At 63.5% G+C, this 26,180-nt stretch carries 23 protein-coding genes and 1 pseudogene; 12 read left to right on the top strand and 12 right to left on the bottom strand.

Features of this window, described 5'->3' with window-relative positions; translation table 11 throughout:
• Positions 1–9 precede the first annotated feature (9 nt).
• On the bottom strand, positions 10–771 hold the full coding sequence (locus ACXHGZ_RS00655) for a glycosyltransferase family 25 protein (protein WP_480461929.1): 762 nt from the start codon (positions 769–771) through the stop codon (positions 10–12).
• A gap of 131 nt (positions 772–902) precedes the next feature.
• Here ACXHGZ_RS00655 and ACXHGZ_RS00650 point away from each other — a divergent pair, with 131 nt between their 5' ends.
• A complete protein-coding gene (locus tag ACXHGZ_RS00650; protein ID WP_480461927.1) occupies positions 903–1,679 on the top strand; it encodes a WaaZ-like lipopolysaccharide core biosynthesis protein in 777 nt (258 codons plus the stop codon).
• A gap of 98 nt (positions 1,680–1,777) precedes the next feature.
• Here ACXHGZ_RS00650 and ACXHGZ_RS00645 read toward each other — a convergent pair whose 3' ends face one another.
• Positions 1,778–2,209 carry a serine acetyltransferase gene (locus ACXHGZ_RS00645; protein WP_480461926.1) on the bottom strand — a complete coding sequence of 144 codons (432 nt, stop codon included), beginning with the start codon at positions 2,207–2,209 and terminating at the stop codon, positions 1,778–1,780.
• Positions 2,210–2,482: 273 nt separating this feature from the next.
• On the opposite strand from ACXHGZ_RS00645, the gene ACXHGZ_RS00640 reads away from it, so the two are divergent.
• The 10 genes and pseudogenes from ACXHGZ_RS00640 to ACXHGZ_RS00595 all read left to right on the top strand — a co-directional run bounded on the left by ACXHGZ_RS00640 (position 2,483) and on the right by ACXHGZ_RS00595 (position 13,440).
• Positions 2,483–2,944 (top strand): Lrp/AsnC family transcriptional regulator, encoded by a 462-nt coding sequence (locus ACXHGZ_RS00640; protein WP_084856216.1) that lies wholly within the window; start codon positions 2,483–2,485, stop codon positions 2,942–2,944.
• A 182-nt stretch (positions 2,945–3,126) separates the two neighbouring features.
• Positions 3,127–4,809, top strand: coding sequence for a flavin monoamine oxidase family protein (locus ACXHGZ_RS00635; protein WP_224457704.1), 1,683 nt, complete (start codon positions 3,127–3,129; stop codon positions 4,807–4,809).
• A gap of 15 nt (positions 4,810–4,824) precedes the next feature.
• Positions 4,825–5,616, top strand: a pseudogene (locus tag ACXHGZ_RS00630) (carbon-nitrogen hydrolase family protein); the annotation flags it as partial.
• Positions 5,617–5,798: 182 nt separating this feature from the next.
• Positions 5,799–8,108, top strand: coding sequence for a pyrroloquinoline quinone biosynthesis protein PqqF (gene pqqF, locus ACXHGZ_RS00625; RefSeq protein WP_480461925.1), 2,310 nt, complete (start codon positions 5,799–5,801; stop codon positions 8,106–8,108).
• 168 nt (positions 8,109–8,276) lie between these two features.
• Positions 8,277–8,348 (top strand): pyrroloquinoline quinone precursor peptide PqqA, encoded by a 72-nt coding sequence (gene pqqA, locus ACXHGZ_RS00620; protein ID WP_003243383.1) that lies wholly within the window; start codon positions 8,277–8,279, stop codon positions 8,346–8,348.
• Positions 8,349–8,424: 76 nt separating this feature from the next.
• Positions 8,425–9,336 carry a pyrroloquinoline quinone biosynthesis protein PqqB gene (gene pqqB / locus ACXHGZ_RS00615; RefSeq protein WP_480461923.1) on the top strand — a complete coding sequence of 304 codons (912 nt, stop codon included), beginning with the start codon at positions 8,425–8,427 and terminating at the stop codon, positions 9,334–9,336.
• A gap of 146 nt (positions 9,337–9,482) precedes the next feature.
• Positions 9,483–10,238 carry a pyrroloquinoline-quinone synthase PqqC gene (gene pqqC / locus ACXHGZ_RS00610; protein WP_084856227.1) on the top strand — a complete coding sequence of 252 codons (756 nt, stop codon included), beginning with the start codon at positions 9,483–9,485 and terminating at the stop codon, positions 10,236–10,238.
• Positions 10,235–10,510: a pyrroloquinoline quinone biosynthesis peptide chaperone PqqD gene (gene pqqD, locus ACXHGZ_RS00605; RefSeq protein WP_480461922.1), complete on the top strand. Its 276-nt coding sequence runs from the start codon at positions 10,235–10,237 to the stop codon at positions 10,508–10,510. The genes pqqC and pqqD overlap by 4 nt, the downstream gene beginning before the upstream one ends.
• Positions 10,482–11,642 carry a pyrroloquinoline quinone biosynthesis protein PqqE gene (gene pqqE, locus ACXHGZ_RS00600; protein WP_480461920.1) on the top strand — a complete coding sequence of 387 codons (1,161 nt, stop codon included), beginning with the start codon at positions 10,482–10,484 and terminating at the stop codon, positions 11,640–11,642. The genes pqqD and pqqE overlap by 29 nt, the downstream gene beginning before the upstream one ends.
• Complete coding sequence (locus ACXHGZ_RS00595; protein WP_480461919.1) at positions 11,608–13,440, top strand: S9 family peptidase; 1,833 nt, start codon at positions 11,608–11,610, stop codon at positions 13,438–13,440. The genes pqqE and ACXHGZ_RS00595 overlap by 35 nt, the downstream gene beginning before the upstream one ends.
• Before the next feature lie 32 nt (positions 13,441–13,472).
• On the opposite strand, the gene ACXHGZ_RS00590 is transcribed toward ACXHGZ_RS00595, so the two are convergent.
• Positions 13,473–13,631, bottom strand: a complete 159-nt coding sequence (locus ACXHGZ_RS00590; RefSeq protein ID WP_009681539.1) for a YqaE/Pmp3 family membrane protein — start codon at positions 13,629–13,631, stop codon at positions 13,473–13,475.
• Positions 13,632–13,917: 286 nt separating this feature from the next.
• Positions 13,918–15,195: an aspartate aminotransferase family protein gene (locus ACXHGZ_RS00585; protein WP_480461917.1), complete on the bottom strand. Its 1,278-nt coding sequence runs from the start codon at positions 15,193–15,195 to the stop codon at positions 13,918–13,920.
• A gap of 201 nt (positions 15,196–15,396) precedes the next feature.
• Between ACXHGZ_RS00585 and ACXHGZ_RS00580 the strand changes: the two genes are divergently transcribed.
• Positions 15,397–16,320 (top strand): LysR family transcriptional regulator, encoded by a 924-nt coding sequence (locus ACXHGZ_RS00580; protein ID WP_480461916.1) that lies wholly within the window; start codon positions 15,397–15,399, stop codon positions 16,318–16,320.
• 317 nt (positions 16,321–16,637) lie between these two features.
• Here the strand turns inward: ACXHGZ_RS00580 and ACXHGZ_RS00575 are convergent, their stop codons facing one another.
• The 8 genes from ACXHGZ_RS00575 to bioF form a co-directional block, all read right to left on the bottom strand.
• A complete protein-coding gene (locus ACXHGZ_RS00575) occupies positions 16,638–18,416 on the bottom strand; it encodes an acyl-CoA dehydrogenase C-terminal domain-containing protein (RefSeq protein WP_480461915.1) in 1,779 nt (592 codons plus the stop codon).
• 122 nt (positions 18,417–18,538) lie between these two features.
• A complete protein-coding gene (locus tag ACXHGZ_RS00570) occupies positions 18,539–19,822 on the bottom strand; it encodes a GGDEF domain-containing protein (protein WP_084856243.1) in 1,284 nt (427 codons plus the stop codon).
• 209 nt (positions 19,823–20,031) lie between these two features.
• Entirely contained in the window at positions 20,032–21,837 is a 1,806-nt protein-coding gene (locus ACXHGZ_RS00565) for a phenylacyl-CoA dehydrogenase (RefSeq protein WP_480461914.1), read from the bottom strand.
• Positions 21,838–22,311: 474 nt separating this feature from the next.
• Positions 22,312–22,608: a pyrroloquinoline quinone biosynthesis protein PqqE gene (locus ACXHGZ_RS00560; protein WP_224457694.1), complete on the bottom strand. Its 297-nt coding sequence runs from the start codon at positions 22,606–22,608 to the stop codon at positions 22,312–22,314.
• Between the two features lie 175 nt (positions 22,609–22,783).
• A complete protein-coding gene (gene bioD, locus ACXHGZ_RS00555; protein WP_480461912.1) occupies positions 22,784–23,464 on the bottom strand; it encodes a dethiobiotin synthase in 681 nt (226 codons plus the stop codon).
• A gap of 1 nt (position 23,465) precedes the next feature.
• A complete protein-coding gene (gene bioC, locus ACXHGZ_RS00550; RefSeq protein WP_480461910.1) occupies positions 23,466–24,290 on the bottom strand; it encodes a malonyl-ACP O-methyltransferase BioC in 825 nt (274 codons plus the stop codon).
• On the bottom strand, positions 24,283–25,014 hold the full coding sequence (locus ACXHGZ_RS00545) for an alpha/beta fold hydrolase (protein ID WP_084856252.1): 732 nt from the start codon (positions 25,012–25,014) through the stop codon (positions 24,283–24,285). Before ACXHGZ_RS00545 ends, bioC begins: the two co-directional genes overlap by 8 nt.
• Positions 25,007–26,179, bottom strand: a complete 1,173-nt coding sequence (gene bioF, locus ACXHGZ_RS00540; protein WP_480461908.1) for an 8-amino-7-oxononanoate synthase — start codon at positions 26,177–26,179, stop codon at positions 25,007–25,009. Before bioF ends, ACXHGZ_RS00545 begins: the two co-directional genes overlap by 8 nt.
• Position 26,180 lies beyond the last annotated feature (1 nt).

The following is a 26,180-nucleotide window of genomic DNA, read 5'->3' as shown; positions in this document are numbered from 1 at the left end:
ACACACGAGCTAAATATCGCGGCGCAACAGGGTTTTCCCGAAATTCTGGAACACCTGGGTGTACTGCTTTCGCCAGTTGTTCGCCCAGAACTCGGCATCTGGGAACGTACCATCCAGGGATCGGGCGGCCAGCACGTCGCTTGGGGCGATTTCCTCAGGCTGCTGCTGGCTCAGCATTGGGAACGCCATGTAGGCCCTGAATTTTTTCGAAAACACTTTATCGATTGCCGTGCCGGAATAAGGGGCATGACTCAACAGATGTCGGCACCCCTCGCTCGACAAAATATAGGCATGCGTCCCTTTGGTACGCACCCTTGCCACCCCTCTGTACCAGGTGAGCCATACCCGGCCAAGGTTGGCGCCCAGATAGAACAACTCAGGCGATTGCTTGTTCAGGAACGCATTGATCTGGCTGACTTGCTGTATGCCGAACGGCACCAGCGTCGCGTCATCTTCCAGCACCAGCACACGCCGATAGCCTCGTTCCAGCGCCAACCGCGCGCATTTCATATGGGAATCGAAGCATCCACGTTCCGGGCTTTGCTGGTCGCGCTCGACGATGAGGAACTCAATCGCGAGGCCACTGCCGTGGAATTCTTGCGTTAGCAACGCGCGCCGGTCTTCGCGCTCGCGAAGACTGATGCAAAATACGCCATCAACATCCAGTTGACTCAAATCCTTTGTTTTCGACATGCCAAAACCATTGCGTGCTTGCGTTTCAAAACTCGATGGCAGACAAGCGCTGACCCCTAAAAATTGGATCGAGGCCATTTATATACCGTTCATGAGTTCTGTTGCTCTGTTTAACCAAGGCCGACAGGTATAGCGCAAGCAGAGCGGACAGTGCGCTGCGGATTATGTAACATTCGTTGAATCCATCAGCCTAGAGAACAAGCGATTCCATGCGTACTGCTTCCTCCTCGTCCGCACGAGCCGAGGAGTTCGAAAAGTGTCGGAATATTGCGAGCGGTCCGGTCATCCTTTTGGCCTCGGGCGCCTCGGCAAAGCATTTTCCCATCGATGAATTCCCCAACGTGCCGATCCTCGCCATGAACGGCTCTATCGCAATGCTGGACGCGGCAGGGACGAACCCGTTTTTCTATGTATGCACGGATCGGGACTTTTCACGCCAGCAGCCCCAGTTGTTTGCACAAGCCATGGCAAAGAGCCGGCGGGTGGCGATGTGGCAGGATCAGTACGAAACACTGCCCGCACCACCGGCCGGTGAGGTTTTTTTCCTGCACAAAGCTCCTGACCTGTCTTTCTTTCAGCGCTATGTTCATCGAGACCAGGCGCTTGTACGCAATCGAAACAGCCTGGATAGACGTGCTCGCTCGCTGGGCTTCAGCAAGGATCTCTCCCACGGGTTCTTCGATGCCCGTACGGTGGCCTACGTGGCGCTACAGATTGCCTATCACGTGGGTTTTACCCGCGTATTCCTCGTAGGCGTCGATCTGAACCAGTCGGCAGGGCGTTTCTATGAAAAGGACGACTCGCACAAATCGCCTTGTGGCCTGGACCAGCATTTTGAAGAGCGAATCTTGCCCTCCTTCGAGCTGACGGCACGGCAAGTCGTTGGCGAGCGCTTCAGAATCTACAACCTGTCTGCCCCTTCTCGGATTCCGGAGAGTGTGGTGCCAAAGATCACGCTCGAGACATTCAGGGGCATGGTCAACTAGAGCCTTTGGGATAATGCTGTCTGTTTGAGCAGTTGGGGCCGCTACGCGCCCCATCGCGGGACAAGCCCGCTCCTACTGGGAGGTCGCCGTTTTTGAGGTCATCTCTCGATGACAACGGCAGTGCGCTGGTTGTAGAAAACGCAGTTGTCGGGAATAGGCTTGTTGACCAACGACATGGCACCGATGGTCACGTTGTCGCCTATGAGAACATCATCAGAAATCACGCAACTGTTCGCACCGATGCTGACGTTGTCGCCCAGTTCCAAGCGATAACGCTTAAGCCCCAATGTCTTGATACCGATGGTGCAGTTCTGGCGAATGAACAGGTTGCGTCCGATTCGAGCATGGCCACTGATCACCACACCCGGCAAGTGAGCGATACGCACCCTAGGCCCAATCGAAGCCTCCAGGCCAATGTCGACGGCATACTTCAGGTTCAAACGTTCATTGAGCCGATGTGCATAGGCCGCACATGCGCCTCCCTTGCCATGGCAGTATTGGGCGAAGCGGAACCAGAACAGGTAGCGCAACTTATTGTCCTTGCGCGCACGGCGAAGCACGTTGAAGAACAGACTGGTACGCCGGCCTGGCTTTTCTTGTTGGAGACTTCCGTGCGCCAACATTCGAGCAATTCTTCGAATGTCACTGGTGGGCCTGCTTGCAGAGCTGAGGGTCGATGATGGAGCGCATCCACGTGCACCGCAAGCCAACCGCTGTATTTTCATCACGATAGGAGTCAGAGGCCTTCTTGCGCACGCTAGCCGTCCAATACTAGGCTACGCCGCTGACAAAAGAGACCCATCATGTCCGACATCCGTCCCATCGCCCTCGACGAAATCGACCGCCAGTTGATCGCCCTGCTGCAGATCAACGCGCGCGAAAGCGTCGCCACCCTCGCCCGCCAGCTGGGCATCGCCCGTACGACGGTAAACTCGCGCCTGGAGCGCCTGGAAAAGAGCAAGGTCATCACCGGCTATGGCGTGCGCCTGGGGCAGCGCCTGATCGGCGGCGGGCTGCAAGCCTATGTGGGCATCAAGGCACAACCCCGCTCGGGCAAGGACATCGTGCGCCGGCTCACCGCCATGGGGCAGGTCCAGCAACTGTGCGCGGTCAGCGGCGAATTCGACTACGTCGCCTGGCTCAGCAGCGACTCGCCCGAACAGCTGGACCAACTGCTCGACCAGATCGGCAGCCTGGAAGGGGTGGAGAAGACCACCACCTCCATCATCCTCAGCAGCAAGGTCGACCGGGGGCAACCGGGCTGAGTTGATGCACGGGCTCATGCCTGTCGTCATTATGTGCAAAAGGACGATTGTTTAGACGATCATCCACACATAACGACGCCACTCTGCACCTTAATTACGAACACCCCACTCCCTAAAATGGCCTCCAGGCAATTTCCTATACTCAGGCTCCGCCCCTGCGCAGCCCCTGGCAAGGTCATCACATGAACAAGAAAAACCGCCACCCCGCCGACGGCAAGAAACCCATCACCATCTTCGGCCCGGACTTCCCCTTCGCTTTCGACGACTGGCTGGAGCACCCCGCGGGCCTGGGCAGCATCCCGGCAGAGCGCCACGGTGAGGAGGTGGCGATTGTCGGTGGCGGCATCGCGGGCCTGGTGGCGGCCTACGAGCTGATGAAGCTGGGCCTCAAGCCCGTGGTGTACGAGGCATCGAAGCTGGGTGGGCGCCTGCGCTCGCAGGCTTTCAATGGCACCGACGGCATCGTCGCCGAGCTGGGCGGCATGCGCTTCCCGGTCTCGTCCACGGCCTTCTACCACTATGTCGACAAGTTGGGCCTTGAGACCAAGCCATTCCCCAACCCGCTGACGCCAGCCTCGGGCAGCACCGTGATCGACCTGGAAGGCCAGACCTATTACGCCGAGAAGATCTCCGACCTGCCGGCGCTGTTCCAGGAGGTGGCCGATGCCTGGGCCGATGCCTTGGAAAGCGGCGCCCAGTTCGGTGATATCCAGCAGGCCATCCGCGACCGCGACGTGCCGCGCCTCAAGGAGCTGTGGAACACCCTGGTACCGCTGTGGGACGACCGCACCTTCTATGACTTCGTCGCCACCTCGCGCTCGTTCGCCAAGCTGAGCTTCCAGCACCGCGAAGTGTTCGGCCAGGTCGGCTTTGGCACTGGCGGCTGGGATTCGGACTTCCCCAACTCGATGCTGGAAATCTTCCGCGTGGTGATGACCAACTGCGACGACCACCAGCATCTGGTGGTCGGCGGCGTAGAGCAGGTGCCGCAGGGTATCTGGCGCCACGTGCCGGAGCGCTGCGCCCATTGGCCGGCCGGCACCAGCCTCAGCTCGCTGCACGGCGGTGCACCGCGCGCCGGGGTCAAGCGCATCCACCGCGCCAGCGATGGCAGCCTGGCGGTCACCGACAACTGGGGTGACACCCGCCACTACGCGGCCGTGCTCGCCACCTGCCAGACCTGGCTGCTGACCACCCAGATCGACTGCGAGGAGTCGCTGTTCTCGCAAAAAATGTGGATGGCCCTGGACCGCACCCGCTACATGCAATCGTCCAAGACTTTCGTCATGGTCGACCGACCGTTCTGGAAGGACAAGGACCCGGAGACCGGCCGCGACCTGATGAGCATGACGCTCACCGACCGCCTGACCCGTGGCACCTACCTATTCGACAACGGCGACGACAAGCCTGGTGTCATCTGCCTGTCCTATGCCTGGATGAGCGACGCCCTGAAAATGCTGCCGCACCCGACCGAGAAACGCGTGCAGCTGGCGCTCGATGCCCTGAAGAAGATCTACCCGAAGACCGATATCGCCGGCCACATCATCGGTGACCCGATCACCATCTCCTGGGAAGCCGACCCGTACTTCCTCGGCGCCTTCAAAGGCGCGCTACCGGGGCACTACCGCTATAACCAGCGCATGTATGCGCACTTCATGCAGCAGGACATGCCGGCCGAGCAGCGCGGTATCTTCATCGCCGGCGATGATGTGTCGTGGACACCGGCCTGGGTGGAAGGGGCGGTGCAAACGTCGCTCAATGCCGTGTGGGGTATCATGAACCACTTCGGTGGCAAGACCCACCCGGAGAACCCAGGCCCAGGCGACGTCTTCCACGAGATCGGGCCGATCGCCCTGCCCGACTGAAGACAAGGAGGCACCATGCGCATCGCGCTCTACCAGGGCACGCCCCGGCCACTGGACGTGGCCGGCAACCTTGAGCGGCTGCACCAGCAGGCGCAGCTGGCGGCCGCCCGCGGCGCCCAGTTGCTGGTATGCCCGGAGATGTTCCTGAGCGGCTACAACATTGGCCTGCAAGCCGTGCAACGCCTGGCCGAGGCCAATGACGGCGCGTCGGCCATGGCAGTGGTGGAAATCGCCCAGGCCCACCGCATCGCCATCGTCTACGGCTACCCCGAACAGGCCGAGGACGGCGCGATCTACAACAGCGTGCAATTGATCGATGCCCAGGGGCGCAGCCTGTGCAACTACCGCAAGACCCACCTGTTCGGTGAGCTGGACCGCGCCATGTTCAGCCCTGGCCCCGATCACTTCCCGGTGGTCGAGCTAGGTGGCTGGAAGCTCGGCATGCTGATCTGCTACGACATCGAATTCCCGGAGAATGCACGTCGCCTGGCCTTGGCCGGCGCCGAGCTGATCCTAGTGCCGACCGCGAACATGGAGCCTTACGACTTCATCTGCCAGGTCACCGTGCGCGCGCGAGCCCAGGAGAACCAGTGCTACCTGGTATACGCCAACTACTGTGGGGCGGAAGGCGAGATCCGGTACTGCGGGCAGAGCAGTATCGTTGGGCCGGATGGGGACGTGTTGGCAATCGCTGAGCGAGAGGAGAGGCTGCTGTTGGCAGAGCTGGATCGAGAGCGGGTCGTGCGCGGACGCGCGGCGTTTCCCTACTTGACGGATCTGCGGCAAGAGCTGCATTCGCGTAACGGGGGAGATCGATCCGGGCCGCTATTCGGCCCAATCGCGGGACAAGCCCGCTCCCACAACGGATAGTAATCCCTGTAGGAACCGCGGGCCGCTGGGCCGCCCAATCGCGGGGTAAGCCCGGGCGCAACCCGTGTGGGAGCGGGCTTGTCCCGCGACTGGGCCGACAAATGCGTTAGCATTACCCCATGCCAGACGCCACCCGCCACCTCACTCTCGCCAACGGCTTGCAGCTCACCCTGCGCCATGCCCCGCGTCTCAAACGCGCCGCGGCGGCGCTGCGGGTACACGCCGGCAGCCATGACGCCCCGGCCAGGTGGCCTGGCCTGGCGCATTTCCTGGAGCACCTGTTCTTCCTCGGCAACGCCCGCTTTCCCTTGGAAGACGGCCTGATGCGCTACGTCCAGGGTTTGGGCGGCCAGGTCAACGCCAGCACCCGCGAGCGCACCACCGATTTCTTCTTCGAAGTCCCGCCCACCGCCCTGGCAGGCGGGCTGGAGCGTCTCTGCCAGATGCTCGTCGAGCCCGACCTCGGTATCGAACGCCAGCATCGTGAGCGGGAAGTGATCCACGCGGAGTTCATCGCCTGGTCGCGCAGCCCCGAGGCCCAGCGGCAATTCGCCTTGCTCCAGCGCGTATCCGCCCGCCATCCGTTGAGCGGTTTCCAGGCGGGCAACCGGCACACCCTGCCCATTCACGACCCAGCGTTCCAGCGGGGGCTCGGACAGTTCCACCAGACGTACTACCAAGGTGGCCACATCATCCTGAGCCTGTGCGGCCCCCAGCCACTGGATGCTCTGCAGGCGCTGGGCTTGCACTTCGCCTCGCTGTTTCCGAGCAGCAAGCGTACTGCACGAGCACCTGTGCCACCCCTTCTCTGCGAACCGATGGCCTCTCCGGTCGTACGGGATGGCACACTGGACCTGGTGTTCGCCCACGAGCAGTTGCCTGCGCAAGCTGAGCAAGCCTTCGAACTATTGCGCACGTGCCTCAGCGACAATCGCCCCGGCAGCTGGCTGGGCTACGTACGCGAACAAGGCTGGCTGCAAGGTTCGAAAGTCGAGTCTCTGTACGCCCACGCAGGTCAATTGCTCTGGGCGCTGCACCTGCAGTTAAGCGAAAACGCCCCACCCGAGCAGGTCCAGGCATCGTTGCACGGCTGGCTGGGCTTCCTGCGCAAAGCGGATCCGCAGGGCTTGAACGAACTGTTCGCCCGCCTGCAAGACAACCGCGAACAAGCAGCCAATGCCCTGGAGCTGGCTCGCCGAGACAGCATGGGGCTGCCTTTCCAAGGGCTGGATGAGCAAGGTCTGCAGGCGTTCAGCGCGCTGTTGCACAACTTGCCAGGCAGAAAGCATGGTCGATGGCAGCTCCCTCCAGCCGAGCCATTGCTCCAGCCCGGCTTCAACCCGCATGACAGAGCGCCATTGCCCAAGGGGCTGGCCATCAGCACCAGCCTGCCCCCATCACGCCGGTTCGCCGCGCTCTACCTGCGCTGGCAGGTCTCGTCGGCTGCACGCTCACGTTTGCAACCGGTGTTCGTGCATGCACTGCAGCCCTTGGTCGAGCGCGCCGAGCGTGCTTCGGTGAAATTGGAATTCATCGCCATTGGCGATTGCTGGCAGCTGACTTGCGCAGGTCTACCGGAAGCCGTCGTGCATACGATGAAGGAAGCCCTGCCGCTGCTAAGGGCCGCCGCGAAGGCTCCCCATGCACGGCCCTGCGCGCCGGAGCCCAAGCTGATCCCGCTCCGTATGCTGCTCAAGGCCTTGCCCGCTGCCGTCCGGGGCATGACCCAGCCCGCCCCTGCAGCAGCGCAGCAATGGCCGGGCGAGCTATGGCAGGCCGCTCGCTGGCACGGGTTACTGGTGGGCTTCGACAAGGCCGCACAATCGGCCCTGGGAGCGACCTTGAAAACACTGCCGGGCCTGCCGACCGGCCTTGCTTCACCCGAACCCTTCAAGGGCCGCAAGTGGCAGCAGGTAGAGACCCAGAGCAACGAACAGGCTCTGCTGCTGTTTTGCCCAGTGCCTGCACCATTGCAAGCCGCAGGCCGCCTGCTCGCCCATCTGCTGCAAGGGCCCGTCTACCAGCGCCTGCGCGTCGAGCTGCAGTTGGGCTACGCCGTGTTCAGTGCCTTTCGTCAGGTCGAAGGGGTCGGTGGCCTGCTCTTCGGCGTGCAGTCGCCCAACACCAGTCTCGGGCAGATCCTTGGCCATGTACTAAAGCTGCTGGCAGAAGACCTGCCGTTGGCCTGCGAAGCCCGCCAGGCGCTGGCCGCGCAATTCGAGGAAAGCGCCATGGCCAATGCCGAGGTCGCCGACTGGGCGTGGCAGACATACCTGGCGACACAAGCTGACGACCTCGACCTCATGCAGCGGTCTATCCTGAATACAACGCAAGAACAACTCGATGATCTCAGGCATGCACTGCTGGCTGCCGATCATGGCTGGCTGTGCCTGGCCAATGGTCCGGCACCTGATGGGCATGGGCAGTGAAATCCGCAGGATTGTTACGGAGACTGCAATGGCACTTTTCGAATAATTAACCTTTCGGTACAAATTTTTCTTGTAAGATAGCGCAATCTCAGCCAATGGAACCTCCTTCTTCAGGCGGCGCCAAACAAGTAGCTGACCACCCCAACCCCATCCGGAAGGAGAACGCCCATGTGGACCAAACCTGCATACACTGACCTGCGTATCGGCTTCGAAGTGACCATGTACTTCGCCAACCGCTGATTACCGCAGCGCTTCGACGCCTCGGTCCGCCGGGGCGTTTTCGTTTTCTGCATACGGCTTTGCACAGAGAGGGGCCATGTACATCCAGATCCTCGGTTCCGCCGCTGGCGGCGGTTTTCCCCAGTGGAACTGCAACTGTGCCAACTGCAAGGGCTACCGCGACGACACCCTGCGCGCCACGGCACGTACCCAGTCGTCCATTGCCCTCTCCGATGACGGTGAGCACTGGGTCCTGTGCAACGCCTCGCCGGACATCCGCGCGCAGTTGCAGGGCTTCGCACCCATGCAGCCCGCCCGCGCCCTGCGCGACACCGGCATCGACGCGATCATCCTGCTCGACAGCCAGATCGACCACACCACCGGCCTGCTCAGCCTGCGTGAAGGCTGCCCACACCAGGTCTGGTGCACCGACATGGTCCACCAGGACCTGACCACCGGCTTCCCACTGTTCAACATGCTCAGCCACTGGAACGGTGGCCTGGTGTGGAACCGCATCGAGCTGCAAGGCAACTTCGTCATCCCAGCCTGCCCGAACCTCAGGTTCACCCCCTTCCCCCTGCGCAGCGCCGCGCCGCCCTATTCACCGCACCGCTTCGACCCGCACCCAGGGGACAACCTTGGCCTGCTGGTGGAGGACCTGCGCACCGGCGGCAAGCTGTTCTACGCCCCAGGCCTCGGCCAGGTCGACGACAAGCTGCTGCAGATGATGCAAGGCGCCGACTGCCTGCTGGTCGATGGCACGCTGTGGGAGGATGACGAAATGCAGCGTCGGGGCGTAGGCACCCGTACCGGCCGCGAGATGGGCCACCTGGCGCAGAATGGCCCAGGCGGTATGCTCGAGGTGTTGGAGGGCTTCCCTCGCCAGCGCAAGGTGCTCATTCACATCAACAACACCAACCCGATCCTCGACGAAGCGTCCCCCGAACGGGCCGAAGTGCAACGCCGGGGCGTCGAAGTTGCCTACGACGGTATGAGTATCGAGTTGTAAGGGGGGCTGCTCGCCCCTTGTAGGAGCGGCCTTGTGCCGCGACAGGGCCGCCCCCGGCAGAACGCCGGAACATGGCAAGGGCTTCGCCCTTGATCGCGGGGCAAGCCCGCTCCTACAGAGACCTCGCCATAACAGGAGTCCGCCGAATGAGCGACGCACTGCCGATGTCCCCTGCCGAGTTCGAGCAGGCCCTGCGCGCCAAGGGCGCCTATTACCATATCCACCACCCGTACCACGTGGCGATGTACGAAGGCCGCGCCACCCGCGAGCAGATCCAGGGTTGGGTGGCCAATCGCTTCTACTACCAGGTCAACATCCCGATGAAGGATGCGGCGATCCTGGCCAACTGCCCGGACCGCGAAGTACGTCGCGAGTGGATTCAGCGCCTGCTCGACCACGACGGCGCCCCGGGCGAGGATGGCGGCATCGAGGCCTGGCTACGCCTGGGCCAGGCCGTGGGCCTGGATCCGGAGCAGTTGCGCTCCCAGGAACTGGTGCTGCCAGGCGTGCGCTTTGCCGTGGACGCCTACGTCAACTTCGCCCGCCGCGCCAGCTGGCAGGAAGCCGCCAGCAGCTCGCTGACCGAGCTGTTCGCCCCACAGATCCACCAGTCGCGCCTGGACAGCTGGCCCCAGCACTACCCTTGGATCGACCCGGCCGGCTACGAATACTTCCGCACCCGCCTGGGCCAGGCCCGGCGTGATGTCGAACACGGCCTGGCGATCACCTTGCAGCACTACACAACCCGCCAGGGCCAGGAGCGTATGCTGGAGATCCTGCAGTTCAAGCTGGATATCCTGTGGACCATGCTCGATGCCATGAGCATGGCCTATGAATTGAACCGCCCGCCCTACCACACCGTTACCAACGAGCGGGCCTGGCACAAGGGGATCGCCCTATGAGTTTCGACCGTCAACAAGTGCCGACCTGGCGTCCGGGCTATCGTTTCCAGTATGAGCCGGCGCAGAAGGGTCATGTACTGCTTTACCCCGAGGGCATGATCAAGCTCAACGAAAGCGCGGGCCTGATCGGTGCGTTGATCGATGGGCAGCGTGACGTGGCAGCGATCATCGCCGAACTGGAGCGCCAGTTCCCCGGTATCCCGGAAGTGGCCGACGATATCGAGCAGTTCATGGAGGTGGCCCGTGCCGAACACTGGATCGTCCTCGCCTGACGTGCCGGCCAAGCCCGAGGTTGGCTTGCCGCTGTGGTTGCTGGCCGAGCTGACCTATCGCTGCCCACTGCAGTGCCCGTATTGTTCCAACCCGCTGGACTTCGCCGCCCAGGGCCAGGAGCTTTCCACCGAGCAGTGGTTCAGCGTGATGGCCCAGGCCCGCGAGCTGGGCGCGGCCCAGCTGGGCTTCTCGGGCGGTGAGCCGCTGGTGCGCCAGGACCTGGTCGAGCTGATCGGCGAGGCGCGGCGCCTTGGCTACTACACCAACCTGATCACCTCGGGCATCGGCCTGACCGAGCAGAAGATCGCCGCATTCAAGCAGGCTGGCCTGGACCATATCCAGATCAGCTTCCAGGCCAGCGACGAGCAGGTGAACAACCTGCTGGCCGGCTCGAAGAAAGCCTTCGCCCAGAAGCTTGAGATGGCCCGGGCGGTAAAGGCCCACGGCTACCCGATGGTGCTGAACTTCGTCACCCATCGGCACAACATCGACAAGATCGACCGCATCATCGAACTGTGCATCGCCCTGGAAGCCGATTTCGTCGAACTTGCCACCTGCCAGTTCTATGGCTGGGCGCACCTCAATCGCCTGGGGTTGCTGCCTACCCGCGCACAGTTGGAACGGGCCGAGCGCATCACCAACGACTACCGCGAGAAGCTCAAGGCGGCCGGCAACCCCTGCAAGCTGATCTTCGTCACACCGGATTACTACGAGGAGCGCCCCAAGCCCTGCATGAACGGCTGGGGCAGCCTGTTCCTCACCATCACCCCCGACGGTACCGCCCTGCCCTGCCATGGCGCACGCCAGTTGCCGGTGCAGTTTCCCAATGTACGCGAGCATGACCTGCGGCACATCTGGTACGACTCCTTTGGCTTCAACCGCTTCCGCGGCTACGACTGGATGCCCGAGCCATGCCGCTCGTGCGACGAAAAGGAAAAGGACTTCGGCGGCTGCCGCTGCCAGGCCTTCATGCTCACCGGCGATGCCAGCAATGCCGACCCGGTGTGCGCCAAGTCGGCCGACCACGGCCTCATCCTCAAGGCCCGTGAAGAAGCCGAGACCGCCCAGCAGACCATCGAAGAGATGACCTTCCGCAATGAGCGCAACTCCCATGTCATTGCCCGAGGCTGATTTCAGTGCTGCCCAGGCCGTGGCTGCCGGCACCGACTTCGCCGAACTCAAGGTCGGCGCCGCCGGCCTGTTCTGGAACGAGTTCCGCCCCGCCGATGGTGCCTGCCGCCTTTGGCACTGGCGCAACGAACAGGCCCATTGCCTGACGCCCGACGGTTTCAGTGCGCGCAGCCGGGTCTATGAATATGGCGGTGGCAGTTTCTGCCTTGGCGGCGACGGGCTGGTGTTCGTCAATGAAAGCGACCAGCAGCTGTATACCCAAGCCCTCGACGGCTCGGTGCCACGTCCGCTGACCCAAGCTGCGCAATGCCGCTATGGCGATGTGCTGTGGCATGAGGGTTGGGTATTCGCGGTGGAGGAGGCCCATGCCAGCCAGGTGCAGCACCGGCTGGTCGCGATCAGCGCCGAGGCCCGGAAGGTATTGGCCGAAGGCGCGGATTTCTATGCCTCGCCTACGCTCAGCGACGATGGCCGGCGCCTGGCCTGGGTCGAATGGGATCGCCCCGAGCAACCCTGGACCGCTACCCGTCTGATGTGCCGGGAGCGCGACCGCCAAGGTGGCTGGGGCCCAGCCCGTTGTATCGCAGGCGATGCTGGCCAGCAGGCGTCGTTACAGCAGCCGCGCTTCGATACCCAGGGCCGGCTGTACTGCCTGTCCGACCGCGACGGCTATTGGCAACCCTGGGGTGAAGTCGACGGTGCCTGGCAGCCCTTGCCGGCTATCGCTACGGATCATGCCGCCGCGCCTTGGCAGCTGGGCGCGAGCACCTGGCTGGCGCTCGGGCCAGACGCCTACCTTGCCAGTTGGTTCGAGAACGGTTTCGGACTGTTGGGATTGCGCAGCCGGGACGGGGCAGTCGAGCGCTTGGGCAGCGACTACACGCGTTTTCGCAGCCTGGCCCTGGATGAGCGGCACGTCTATGCCATCGCCGCCTCGCCACTGAATCCACCGGCGGTCATCGCCTTCGACCGGCAGACCGGGCATGCCCGGGTATTGGCTGGCGGTGGCCTGCCAATACCCGCCGCCCGGGTCAGCCGCCCGCGCCCGATTCGCTACCCCAGCGGCGATGGCGAGGCCCATGGTTTCTACTACCCGGCCAGAGACCAGGAAGGGCCATCTCCGCTAGTGGTGTTCATCCACGGCGGCCCGACCTCGGCCTGCTACCCCGTCTTCGACCCACGCATCCAGTATTGGACCCAGCGTGGCTTCGCCGTGGCCGACCTCAACTACCGCGGCAGCACCGGCTATGGCCGTGCCTACCGCCACGCCTTGCACCTGCGCTGGGGCGAACTCGACGTGCAGGACGCCTGCGCCGCTGTCGCTCACCTGGCCGGGCTGGGCCTGGTCGACCCGCACAAGGCGTTCATCCGCGGTGGCAGTGCCGGCGGCTATACCACCTTGTGCGCCCTGGCCTTCCATGACGTGTTCCGCGCTGGCGCCAGCCTCTACGGTGTCAGCGACCCGGTCGCCCTGGGCCGCGCCACGCACAAGTTCGAAGGCGACTACCTGGACTGGCTGATCGGCGACCCTGAACGTGACATCGAGCGCTACCGGCAACGCACACCCCTGCTGCATGCCGGGCGGATCAAGGCGCCGGTGGTCTTCTTCCAGGGCGAGCTGGATGCCGTGGTGGTGCCAGAGCAGACCCGCGCCATGCTCGACGCGCTCAAGGCCAACGGCGTCGAGGCCGAGGGGCATTTCTATGCCGGTGAGCGGCATGGGTTTCGCCAGGCAAGGCACCTGGCCCATGCGCTGGAAGAAGAATGGAAGTTCTATTGCCGGGTATTAGGCAGGTAGCGCCCTGGGGCCGCATGGCGGCCCCAGCGATGTCACCGCTTGGCGATGATATAAACCGCGTGCACGATGCCGGGAATGTAACCGAGCAACGTCAGCAGGATGTTCAGCCAGAACGCACCGCCAAAGCCCACCTGAAGGAACACGCCCAGCGGCGGAAGAATGATGGCGATGATGATGCGAATGAAGTCCATGCAATGCTCTCCTTGATAGGTTTCACTAGAGACTAGCTGCATTCCTCCAAGGTTCCTCCATGGACAGCGGCGGACTGCGTTGTGCCCATCGCCTGCAAGCCGGCTCCCACCTGCCCTGCGCTGCTGTTGTAGATACCGCTGAACCTGTGGGAGCCGGCTTGCCGGCGATAGGCATCACACGCATCCACCGGGCAAAAAAAACGCCCCGGGCCAAAAACTGCAGGCCAAGGGCGATGCGCAGGAACGCGAGACGGTTCGTTGAAATTCGCTACGCCGCGGCGGCCATTCAGGCCGATGCCTCGCGGCGGCTGTGTTGCTGGACATGCAGGCGGGCGAAGGCCCGGGCCAGGCGCAGGAGCATCTCGTCGATATTGCCCTTGCTCACGGTCAGTGCCGGAGAGAATCGCACCACGTCCACCTGCGGCGCATTGAGCAGCAAGCCCTCATGCAGCGCGGCCTCGACCAGTTCCCTGGCCAGTTCGTCGCGCAGCTGCAAGGCCCAGAGCAGCCCTTGGCCACGCACCTCGCCCTGGCCGTACCGACCGGCCAGCCGGCTGAGCCCTTCCCGCAGATGGCGGCCACTATCCTGCACGTGCTCGAAGAAACCAGGCTCCAGCACGGTCTTGAGTACTGCCAGGCCTGCGGCGCTCATCAAGGCGTTGCCATGATGGCTGCCCTCCAGCTCGCCAGGCTCGGCGCAACACGCTGTGCCACGGGCCAGCAGGGCCGCCAGCGGCACGCCCCCCCCCAAGCCTTTACCCAGGGTGATGATGTCGGCGCGTACGCCGTAGGTCTGTTCGGCGAGCAAGGCGCCACAACGACCGATGCCAGTCTGGACCTCGTCGAGGATCAACAGGATCCCCAGCTCGCGGCACAGCTGCTCGACACCCTTGAGGTACTCGACCGTGGCAGGGATCACACCGGCCTCGCCCTGAATCGGCTCGAGCATGATCGCCACGGTGCGCGAGTCCACGGCCGCATGCAGGGCCGCCAGGTCATTGAATGGGACCTTGCTAAAGCCTGGCAGGCCGGGCTCGCAGCGATTGCATGGCAGCGGGTCGGAGGCCGACAGGGCGCCCAGGCTACGCCCGTGGCATGCCTGGCTGGCGGTGATGATGTGATAGGCGCCATTGCGATGCAGCTGGCCCCACTTGCGCGCCAGTTTGATTGCGCCCTCGCAGGCCTCGGCCCCACTGTTGAGCAAGTAGGCCTGGTCGCTGCCCGTGCTCTGGCACAGCTGGTCGACGAGCGTCAGCAGGCCGCGACTATGAAAACCCGCCCCGGGGTTGACCAGCGCCTGCGCTTGGTTGGCCAGGGCCTTGACCAGCACGCTGGGGCTGTGGCCCAGGCTATTGACCGCGCAACCCTGGGTGAAATCCAGATAGGCGTGCCCCTGGTCATCCCACAACCAGGAGCCCTGCCCACGTACGAACACCTGCGGCGCCCGCTCTGCGCTTGGCATCAGCCGCTCGCGAGACAGGGGCGCAGCCAGCGGCTCGCTCACGAGCGCGCGCTTGGGCTCGGCGACCACCGGGGGCGATCGGCGCAGGTTGAACAGGTTCATCGGGGCTCCAGCCATGCACGGTAGAAGGCAGCCAAGGCTTATGAGAAAGGTTTATTTTGCCTGGCCTATCAAAAATCTTTTTCCGGGCGGGTAACAATAGCTGCAAAGGTTGCTGTAAGCCGCCGGAATACAGCGATAGACTAGGCCTGTCGCGGGTTCGCGGCCATTTGGTTTTTCCAGCTTTTTCGATAAGTGGATCTTATGGATTTTCGTCAGTTGCGTTATTTCGTCGCTGTGTATGAAGAAGGCCATGTGGGCCGGGCCGCCGAACGCCTGTCGCTGTCTCAACCCGCACTCTCCCAGCAGATCCGCCACCTCGAGCACAGCCTCGACCTGAACCTGTTCGAGCGCAGCAACAAGCGCCTGTTGCCCACCCTGGCCGCCCACACCCTGTACAACCATGCCTTGCCGTTGCTCGATGGCCTGCAGCGCGCCCACGAGGCCATGCGCAACTTCAAGGGCCAAGCCCTGCGTACCCTGGCCATCGGCGTCATGCGCACCCTGCGGCCAAGCCTGGTGCCGCAGTTGCTCGAACGTGTGCGCAAAGCTCAGCCGCACCTGGTGGTGCAGATCTATGAACTGTCGGGGATGGAAATCGAGCGGCGCCTACTCAACGGCAGCCTGGACCTCGGTATCAGCTACCTGCCACCCCGCCAACCTGGCTTGCATGGCCTGTTGCTGTATGAAGACGAACTCCAGTTGGTCATCCCCAATACCCACCCCCTGAAGGATTTCAAGAAGGTCTCGGTACGCCAGGCTGCGGAATTGCCCATGCTGATGCTCGGCGAGGAGTTCCAGATGCGCCAGATCTGGCAGACCCAGTTGGCCAACCTGGGGCGCAGGCCGCAGGTGGAGGCAGAGATGAACAACATGGCAGGGATTCTCGACAGCCTGGCGCACACCGCGTTGGCGACCATCTTGCCTGGGCGGGCCAAGGATGTAGGAGAAGACGACCAGACATTGCTGTGGAAGCCCTTGAGCGAACCGCGGGTACCACTGAAGGTAGGCTTGGTATTTCGCGATGCCCAACGCCAGCAGGCCTCGGTGGAGTTGCTGCGCACATTGCTGGAAGAAGAGGCCGACGTACGTCAGCCCGGCATGTCGCCCCTGGACGTGCTTGGCTGAAAAAAACGCACACAAAGAAAACCCCGCCTAAGCGGGGTTTCCCAGACTGTTTCCCTTCGACATCCCTATCGCCCCACCGTCCTGGCAGGAATCCTACGTGTCCCTGTTCTGTCCTTTGCGCTTCCTGCGCTACGTCCTTGTGAGAAAGATTAACCGTGGATCCAATCTTAGGAAAGAGGAAAAACACCGTCACGTCGTGTAGGAGATAGCTTACAAAATCACACATGAATGTAACTTCTTGTTAAAAGCCATCCACAAAAAAGCCCGCTCCTACTTCACCGCCAGGGCTCTGTAGGAGCGGGCTTACACCAACCAGGTCAGAACTGCGCGGCGTCGAGTAGGTAGAGCGTTTCGCTGCCCGCCTTGACCGAGGCCACCAGCGAGCCCACACGCGGCAACAGGCGAGCGAAATAGAAGCGTGCGGTACCCAGCTTGGCGGCATAGAAGGCCTCGTCGCCCTTACCTGCCAGCGCAGCGCGAGCCATCAGGGCCCACATGTAGGCGTAGGCGACGTAACCGAAGGCATGCAGGTATTCCACCGATGCCGCCCCGATTTCGTTGGGGTTGCCCTTGGCCTGCGTCAACACCCATTCGGTGAGCCCGTCGAGTTGCTCGAGCGATGCGGCGAGCGGGGTGGTGAACTCGCCCAGCTCGGAGCCGGCGCTGGCGATGAACTGGCGGATCTCGTCGGAGAACAGGCGGTAGAACTCACCGCCATTGCCCACCACCTTGCGCCCCATCAAGTCCAGGGCCTGGATGCCATTGGTGCCTTCGTAGATCTGAGTGATACGCACATCACGCACCAACTGCTCCTGACCCCACTCGCGGATGTAGCCATGGCCGCCGAATACCTGCTGACCGTGCACCGCACACTCGAGGCCCAGATCAGTGAGGAAGGCCTTGGCCACTGGCGTCAGCAGTGCCACCAAGTCCTCGCTGCGCTTACGGGTTATGGCGTCTTCGCTGTACTTGGCGCTGTCCAGTTGCATGGCAACGTAGGTGGAGAACGCGCGGCCACCTTCGATCAACGCCTTCATGGTCAGCAACATACGGCGGACATCGGGGTGAACGATGATCGGGTCGGCCGCTTTGTCCTTGGCCTGGGGCCCGGTTGGCGCACGACTCTGCAAGCGCTCGCGGGCGTATTCGACAGCGTTCTGGTAGGAGCGCTCGGCCGACGCCAGGCCCTGGATACCGACACCCAGGCGTTCGTAGTTCATCATGGTGAACATCGCCGCCAGGCCCTTGTTCGCCTCGCCCACCAAGTAGCCGGTGGCGCCGTCGAAGTTCATGACGCAGGTCGCCGAGGCCTGGATGCCCATCTTGTGTTCGATCGACCCGCAATTGGCCGGGTTACGTGCGCCCAGGCTGCCATCGTCGTTGACCAGGAACTTCGGCACCAGGAACAACGAGATCCCCTTCGGCCCGGCCGGTGCGTCCGGCAACTTGGCCAGCACCAGGTGGATGATGTTCTCGGTCAGGTCGTGCTCGCCGCCGGTGATGAAGATCTTGGTACCGCTGACCTTGTAGCTGCCGTCTACCTGGGGCTCGGCCTTGGTGCGGATGATACCCAGGTCGGTGCCGGCATGGGGCTCGGTCAGGCACATGGAGCCTGCCCACACACCTGCATACATGTTGGGCAGGTATTTTTCCTTCAGCGCTTCGCTGGCATGGGCATTGATCGACAGGCACGCCCCGGCAGTCAGCATCGGGTACAGGCCGAAGGCCAGGCTAGAAGCGTTGACCATCTCCTCGACCTGAGCGGAAATCGCCTTGGGCATGCCCATGCCGCCGAACAGCGGGTCGCCCCCGACGCCCACCCAGCCACCTTCGGCGTAGGTGTTGTAGGCCTCGATGAAGCCTGCCGGCGTGCGTACGGCGCCGCTCTCCCAATGGCACCCCTCTTCATCGCCACTGCGGCTCAGCGGGGCGATGGTCTTGCTGGTGACCTTGCCCGCTTCCTCCAGCACGGCCATGGCGGTCTCTTCATCGACAGCCTCGGCCAGGGCAGGCAATTGCTGCCAGAGCTTGGCGACCTCGAAGACTTCATTCAGAACGAAACGCATATCGCGCAGGGGCGCTTTATAGTCAGCCATGACAACCTCTCGCTATAAGGGTCGGGGCGATCCGGCAGGACCGCGGCACTAGGTGAAACGAGTGTACCCGAACAACGTTTGCGAGACATAGGGTCATCACGCGACCAAATAGTCACACATAGTCACGCCATGCGTACTGCACCACGCCTGGAATGCTCGCCAAACACCATGACACAGTTGCGACCCGCGCCCTTGGCGCTGTAGAGCGCCTGGTCGGCGGACTTGAGCACGTCGTCCGGCGTGCGATGGGCAGCCTGGCGCTCGGCGACGCCGATACTGATGGTCACCGATACCGCATTGCCCGGCGCCCCAGCGCGGCGCTGCCTCCCTGCCGAGTCGTCCTGTGGGCGGTTGTTCCGGTCGCGCAGCTGGATCGCATAGTTGGCGATCATCTCGCGCACGGCCTCCAGGTGCGGCGTACATTCCTCGGCAGTCTTGCCGGCAAATACCAGGGCGAACTCCTCGCCGCCGTAGCGGTAGGCACGCCCTCCTCCGGTCACCCGGCCCAACCGGCTGGCGACCAGGCGAAGTACCTGGTCACCGACATCATGCCCATGGGTGTCGTTGAATTTCTTGAAGTGGTCCACGTCGGTCATGGCGATCACATAGTTGCGCCCCAGCCGCTGCAAGCGCTCGTTCAGTGCCCGACGGCCCGGCAGGCCGGTCAGTTCGTCGCGAAACGCCATCTGGTAGGCCTCGTGGGACACCGCTGCGGCGATCATCAGCATCACCTGGCTGCACATGATGTTGAGGGTGAACGGCAGGATGAAGGTCTTGGGCAGCATCCAGAAGATGCCCAGCAGGCCGATGACCTGCGCCGCATGCAAAGGCCTTGGCTGGCGCAGGTACTGCACCACGAGGAGGATGAACATGCCCAGGAACACGGGGTATGCCAGCTGGACAAGGCTCATCCATTGTCCATGCAGCGAAGGCCAGCGAATCTCCGCCAACCACCCCAGCAGGGCGTCCGGGTAGCGCTGCTCCAGGGCCAACGCCACGCTGCCCACCGCGAACAGCACCGCGAAACGCGCCAGCAGGTCCTGGGCCAGGTGAGTGCGCTCCTGCCAGGCCCCGTACAGCCCGAACAATGCCGGTAACAGCAGGCAGACCATGTGGAACACCACCGCCGCGTCCTCGCGCACCTTACCGTTGTCGCGGTAGAAATCGGTCTGGGTATCGAGCAAGAAATAGGCGATATACACCGTGACCATCAGGAACAGCTCGCGCTGCCTTCGATACACCGCGCAATAGGCTCCACCCAGCAGCAGCACGAGGGTGGGCAGCACGTTGAACAAGGAAGTGAAGAACACATTGAGGTCCTTCACATAGGCCGCCGCCAACCCCCCCAGCAACAGGAACAGCGAGGGCAGGAAGTGGCTCGCGCGTACAGCGGATAGACGAAACAAAAGGCAATCTCCGACCCGGCAGATCAATAATGGCATTGTGCCTTTAGTTCATCGGCAGCGCACATGAATAGATGAATATGCGCGTCGGGCAAACGCCCGCGCGGGTGGCGCGCGATCTTCGCCCCACCCTAAGCCCCACTCCATCAAACGCAGCCAAAAAAAAACCGCCTGCCGGTCAGGACAGACGGTTTCTGGTACAGCCGGGCGGTTTAGCAGGACAGACCGAAGTCTTCTTCCTTCATCGCCATCAGGTTGTCGGCACCGGACAAGATCGCGGCCACATGGGCACGGGTGCGCGGCAGGATACGCTGGAAGTAGAAGCGCGCGGTCTGCAGCTTGGCGGTGTAGAACGCGACTTCGTCGGTACCGGCGGCCAGTTTTTCCGCAGCCAGGCGGGCGATATCGGCCCAGAAGTAGGCCAGGCAGGCGTAGCCGGAGTACATCAGGTAATCCACCGAAGCAGCACCGACTTCCTCACGGTCCTTCATCGCCGCCATACCGATCTTCATTGTCAGCTCGCCCCATTCCTTGTTCAGCGCCGCCAACGGCGTGACGAACTCCTGGACGGCTTCGTTGCCTTCCTGGGCCTGGCAGAATTTGTGGACGATCTTGGTGAAGCCCTTGAGCGCCTCGCCCTGGGTCATCAGCACCTTGCGGCCGAGCAGGTCCAGGGCCTGGATACCGGTGGTGCCTTCGTACAGCATGGAAATGCGGCTGTCGCGCACGTTCTGCTCCATGCCCCACTCGGCGATGAAGCCGTGGCCGCCATAGATCTGCACGCCGTGGTTGGCCGCTTCGAAACCGACTTCGGTCATGAACGCCTTGGCGATCGGGGTGAGGAAGGCCAGCAGGGCGTCGGCCTTCTTGCGTTCTTCTTCATCCTGGCTGTACTTGACGATGTCCACCTGCTTGGCGGTGAAGTACACCATCGCACGGTTACCTTCTGCGAAGGCTTTCATCGTGAGCAGCATGCGGCGCACGTCCGGGTGGACGATGATCGGGTCGGCGGCCTTGTCCGGCGCCTTCGGGCCAGTCAGGGAGCGCATCTGCAGGCGTTCACGGGCGTACTTCAGGCCACCCTGGAAAGCCACTTCGGCGTGGGCCAGGCCTTGCAGCGCGGTACCCAGGCGAGCGGTGTTCATGAAGGTGAACATGCAGTTCAGGCCCTTGTTGGCTGGGCCGATCAGGTAGCCGGTGGCACCGTCGAAGTTCATCACGCAGGTGGCGTTGCCGTGGATGCCCATCTTGTGTTCGATGGAACCGCAGCTCACGCCGTTGCGCTCACCTACGCCGCCTTCGGCGTTGGGCAGGAACTTCGGCACGATGAACAGCGAGATGCCCTTGGTGCCCGCCGGGGCGTCGGGTAGGCGGGCCAGGACGATATGGACGATGTTCTCGGCCATGTCGTGTTCGCCCGCAGAAATGAAGATCTTGGTGCCGGACACCTTGTAGCTGCCATCGGCCTGGGGCTCGGCCTTGGTGCGCAGCATGCCCAGGTCGGTACCGCAATGCGGTTCGGTCAGGCACATGGTGCCGGTCCATTCGCCGGATACCAGCTTGGTCAGGTAGGTGTGCTGCTGCTCGGGCGTGCCGTGGGCGGAGATGGTGTTCATCGCGCCATGGGACAGGCCTGGGTACATGCCCCACGACCAGTTCGACTCGCCGACCATTTCGCTCAGGGCCAGGCCCAGCGACTCCGGCAGGCCCTGGCCGCCGTGCTCGACGTCATGGGCCAGGCTCGGCCAGCCACCTTCGACGAATTGCTTGTAGGCTTCCTTGAAGCCGGTCGGGGTCTTAACGCCCGACTCGCTCCAGGTGCAGCCTTCCTGGTCGCCGACGCGGTTCAGCGGGGCCAGTACCTGTTCACAGAACTTCGCGCCTTCATCGAGGATCGCATCGACCATGTCGGGCGTGGCGTCCTGGCAACCCGGCAGGCTCTGATAGTGCGCCTCGTAGCCGAGCAGTTCGTCGCGAACGAAGCGAATATCACGCAAGGGGGCTTTGTAATCAGGCATAGCGATGAACCTCTGTGATGAGTCCGGTGGAAAGACCGCGGGCACCGACCAGCTCTTGGCGGCTTTGCGTCAAACAGTTGTTTGAAACTTACGTTTAGCACAGGCCAATGTCAAGGACGGACTATGGTGCCATTTATGCCGCGAAACATGGCATAACGGCCCTGGGTGCCGCAGGTCTTGAGATAGGCGGTATTTGGGAGATCGAGCGCCGCCCGCGCGGCGCATCGCGAGCTGCGCTCGCTCCTACGTTTGTTTACGGCCAGTAACGCCTGTGACAGGCGCGCGCGACCGCCTGGTTCGTACGACACGAAATTGCGTCAGACGCCAAAGCGTCCGCGCGAAAAACCCGCAGGGTGGACTGGCCCGAAACAAACGTAGGAGCGAGCGCAGCTCGCGATGCGCCGCGCGGGCGGCGCTCGATCTCACCAACACCGAAGCTCTTACGAAGGACGCCTTCACCCTACCGCGGGGAATTCAGGCGTAGGTATCGATGAATCGCCCGAGCATTTCGTCCGAAGCCTTGGCGATCTTGGCGCCAAGCTCGACGTGATGCTTGCCCAAGGCCAACTCGACGCTGCTGGTGGCCAAATCCATCTGCTGGCTGCGGTCGACGGCGCGCAGGCGCTCGGCCTGGTAATCGCTGGACTGGCTGGTGGCGGCACGCTCGACGGTGCCGTTGGCGATTTGACTGGCAGCCTGGTCGACACGGTGCTGCCCGGCCTGGAGGGCGCCAAGGCCTGCGTAATAGGCAGTACTACCGGTGATTTCCATGTCAGGGCTCCAAAGAATTGGATGAATAGCAGGCCTCATTAAAGCAGCCATTGGCGGAAAAGGCCCGTTTAAATCCCTAATAGCCTTATGCCATGCAATAGCCTGTGGCCATGGGAGCGCTTATGTCCGACCGCGGAACAAGTCCGCTCCTACAGAGGCGCGTGAACGTGTGGCGCTAGTCCAGCAAATCCAGTTGCAAGTGCTCCGCCACCGCCTCGGCCGTGGCTTGCTTGAGCCGCGGCACCCTGCCCAGGCAGGGGGCCGGCAGACGCTCGGCCAGGCTGGCGAGGTTTTCTTCCAGCCGCGAGGTCCGCGGGTCGACGATATTGGCCACCCAACCGGCCAGCTGCAGGCCATCCCGGGCGATCGCCTCGGCACTGAGCAGGGCATGGTTGATGCAGCCCAGGCGCACGCCCACCACCAGGATCACCGGCAGTTTCAAGGCAATGGCCAGGTCCGACAGGTTGGCATGGCCAGACAACGGCACCCGCCAGCCCCCGGCCCCCTCGACCAAGGTGAAGTCGGCGCCTTGGTCCAGTACATGGCGCATGGCGGCCAGCAACGTCGAAACCTGCAGGCTTACGCCTGCCTCGCGGGCCGCCACATGGGGCGCGATGGCCGGCTCGAAGGCGAAAGGGTTGACCTGTTCGTAAGGCAGCTTCACAGAGCTCTGGTCGATCAGCGCCAGGGCATCGGCATTGCGCAGCCCTTTGGCCGTCACCGTACACCCCGAGGCGACTGGCTTGGCACCCAAGGTGCTCAGCCCCTGGGACAGTGCTGCGTGCAGCAGCCCGGCGGCGATGGTGGTCTTGCCGACGTCGGTGTCGGTACCGGCAATGAAATAGGCCTGGCCCATGTCACACCTCGCCTGCGAGCGGTTTGCGCAATACCCCATACACCACCTGATAGGTGGCCGGCAGGCCCTGCGGCTGGCGGAAGCTTTCATAGGCCTGCAACAAACCTTGCATGCGCGCCCGCCCGGTCAGCCCGGATGGCCGCCCCGGGTTGAGGTTGTGCGCGCCCAGGGCCTTGAGCTCATGGGTCAGGCTGCGTACATCGGGGTAATACAGCACATGGGGGCGCCGCTGCAGGCCAAGCACCTGCAAGCCGCTCTCGCCGCACAGTCGCTGGTAGTCGTCGAAGCGCCGGAAGCGGTTGACGTGCACCAGCCCGTCCACGGCCTGCCAACTGGCGCGCAGCTCATCGAGCGTGCCGACGCACAGGCTGCTGAACGCCAGCACACCGCCTGGCCGTAGCACACGCCAGGCCTCGCCCAGCACGCTGGCGAACTGGCTGCACCACTGCACCGCGAGGCTGGAGAACACCAGGTCGACACTTTCATCGCGCAGCGGCAACCGTTCAGCATCGCCGGCCACATGATGCTGGGCGCCACCCTGCTCACGGGCATGGCGCAACATGCCTTCGGCGATGTCCACCGCCACGCCGGCGCTCCCCTGGAAACGCTCGGCCAATGCTCGGCTGAAATGCCCTGTGCCGCTACCCAGGTCAAGCCAGCACGCAGGTTGCAGGCCTGCCGGCAACTGCTCGAGCAGGGACATACCTACCGCACGCTGCAAGGCCGCCACGCTGTCATAGCTGGCCGCTGCGCGGGAGAACGAGGCCGCGACCTGGCGCTTGTCCGGCAACGTGCCGGGCAGGGTCGGACGGGAAAGGTCAGTCATCGCCACTCTCATGCAGGAAACTCTTGATGCCCGCTGCCAGTTCCTGTGGGTATTCCAGCAGGAAGGCGTGGGAACTGTCTTCGACCAGGCCGACTTCCACGTCCGGCAACAGTTCGCTAAGGGCCTTGGCCGCTTCTGCCGGTACCAGCGCGTCGCTGCCGGCGAACAAATGCAGCTGAGGCCCGCCGTATTGCTCCAGGGCATTGCGGGTATCGAGCTTGGCCAGGACTTCGAGGCCTGTGGCCAGGTACAACGGGTCGGTGTCGGGCACGCCTATGCCCAATTGCCGCAACAAGGTGCGCGGCATCTGCGCGCCTTCGCTGCACAGGGTACGAAAGCGCTTGAGGGTCACCTGGGGGTGGCTGCGACAACCATCGAGGAAGGTGCCGAAGGTGTCCACCGCCATGCCATGGGCCCAATCCGGACGCTGGACGAAACTGGGGTTGCTGGCCAGTGTCAGCAGGCCGCAGCAATGGTCGCCGCGCTTGTGCGCCAGCGCGCTGGCGAGCATGCCGCCGAACGACCAGCCACCCAACCAGCTGTCGGTGGGCAGCGTGCGGTCGAGGCGCTCGACCCAGGCCTGGACATCGCCATCGGCGAGCTCCGGCAATGGCCGCAGTTCGACCTGCAAGCGCGGGTCCTGCGCGCGCAGGCTCGCGGCCAACGGTTCCAGCGAAGCAGTGCCCAGGCCCCAGCCCGGCAGAAGGATCAATCGGTTACGCATCGGCGGACTCCAGCAAGGGGTAACACTCGGCCAATGCATTCAACAATAGCTGGACCTGGGCCTCGCTGTGCGCTGCGCTCAGGGTCACGCGCAAACGCGCGCTGCCGGCAGGTACGGTCGGCGGGCGGATGGCGGTGACCAGCAGGCCCCGCTCGCGCAGCATGCGTGACAACTGCAGGGCGCGCGCGCTGTCACCGATCAGGATCGGCTGAATCGCGGTCGGGCTGTCCATCAGGTCCAGGCCAATCTGTTCAGCGCCCCGGCGGAACTGGCGGATCAGCGCCTCGAGGTGCTCGCGACGCCAGCGCTCGCGGCGCAGCAGCTCCAGGCTCTTGAGCGTGGCGCAGGCCAGCGCCGGCGGCTGGCTGGTGGTATAGATGTAGGGCCGGGCGAACTGCACCAACGCCTCGATCAGTTCTTCGCTACCGGCCACGAAGGCACCTGCGGTGCCGCAGGCCTTGCCAAGGGTGCCGATCAATACCGGTACGTCTTCCACGCCCAGGCCGAAGTGCTCGACGATACCGCCGCCATTGGCACCGAGCGTGCCCAGGCCATGGGCATCATCGACCATCAGCCAGGCATCGCGTGCGCGCGCGGCTCGTGCCAACGCCGGCAGGTTGGCCAGGTCGCCATCCATGCTGAACACGCCATCGGTGACCACCAGGGTATTGCCGGCGGCCTTGGCCAGGCGGCTGGCCAGGCTGGCCGCGTCGTTGTGCAGGTAGCGACTGAAGCGCGCACCGCTGAGCAGGCCACCATCGAGCAGCGAGGCATGGTTGAGACGGTCCTGCAGCACGGTATCGCCCTGCCCGACCAACGCCGTGATGGCGCCGAGGTTGGCCATGTAGCCCGTGGAGAACAGCAGCGCACGCGGGCGCCCGGTCAATTCGGCGAGGGCTTCTTCCACCTCATGGTGCGGGGTGCTGTGGCCGATCACCAAATGGGAGGCGCCGCCACCGACGCCCCAGCGTTCGGCGCCAGCCCGCCAGGCCGCGACCACCTCGGGGTGGTTGGCCAGCCCCAGGTAGTCGTTGCTGCAGAAGGCCAGCAGCGCCTGGCCGTCGACCACCACCTCTGGCCCCTGGGGGGTTTCCAGTAGCGGCCGCTGCCGATACAGGTCCGCAGTGCGCCGTTCGGCCAGGCGGGCCGCCAGGTCGAAGGCCATG

It is taken from the genome of Pseudomonas shiyinii (genome assembly GCF_056725765.1).
This window is presented reverse-complemented; position numbering and strand designations above follow the sequence as displayed.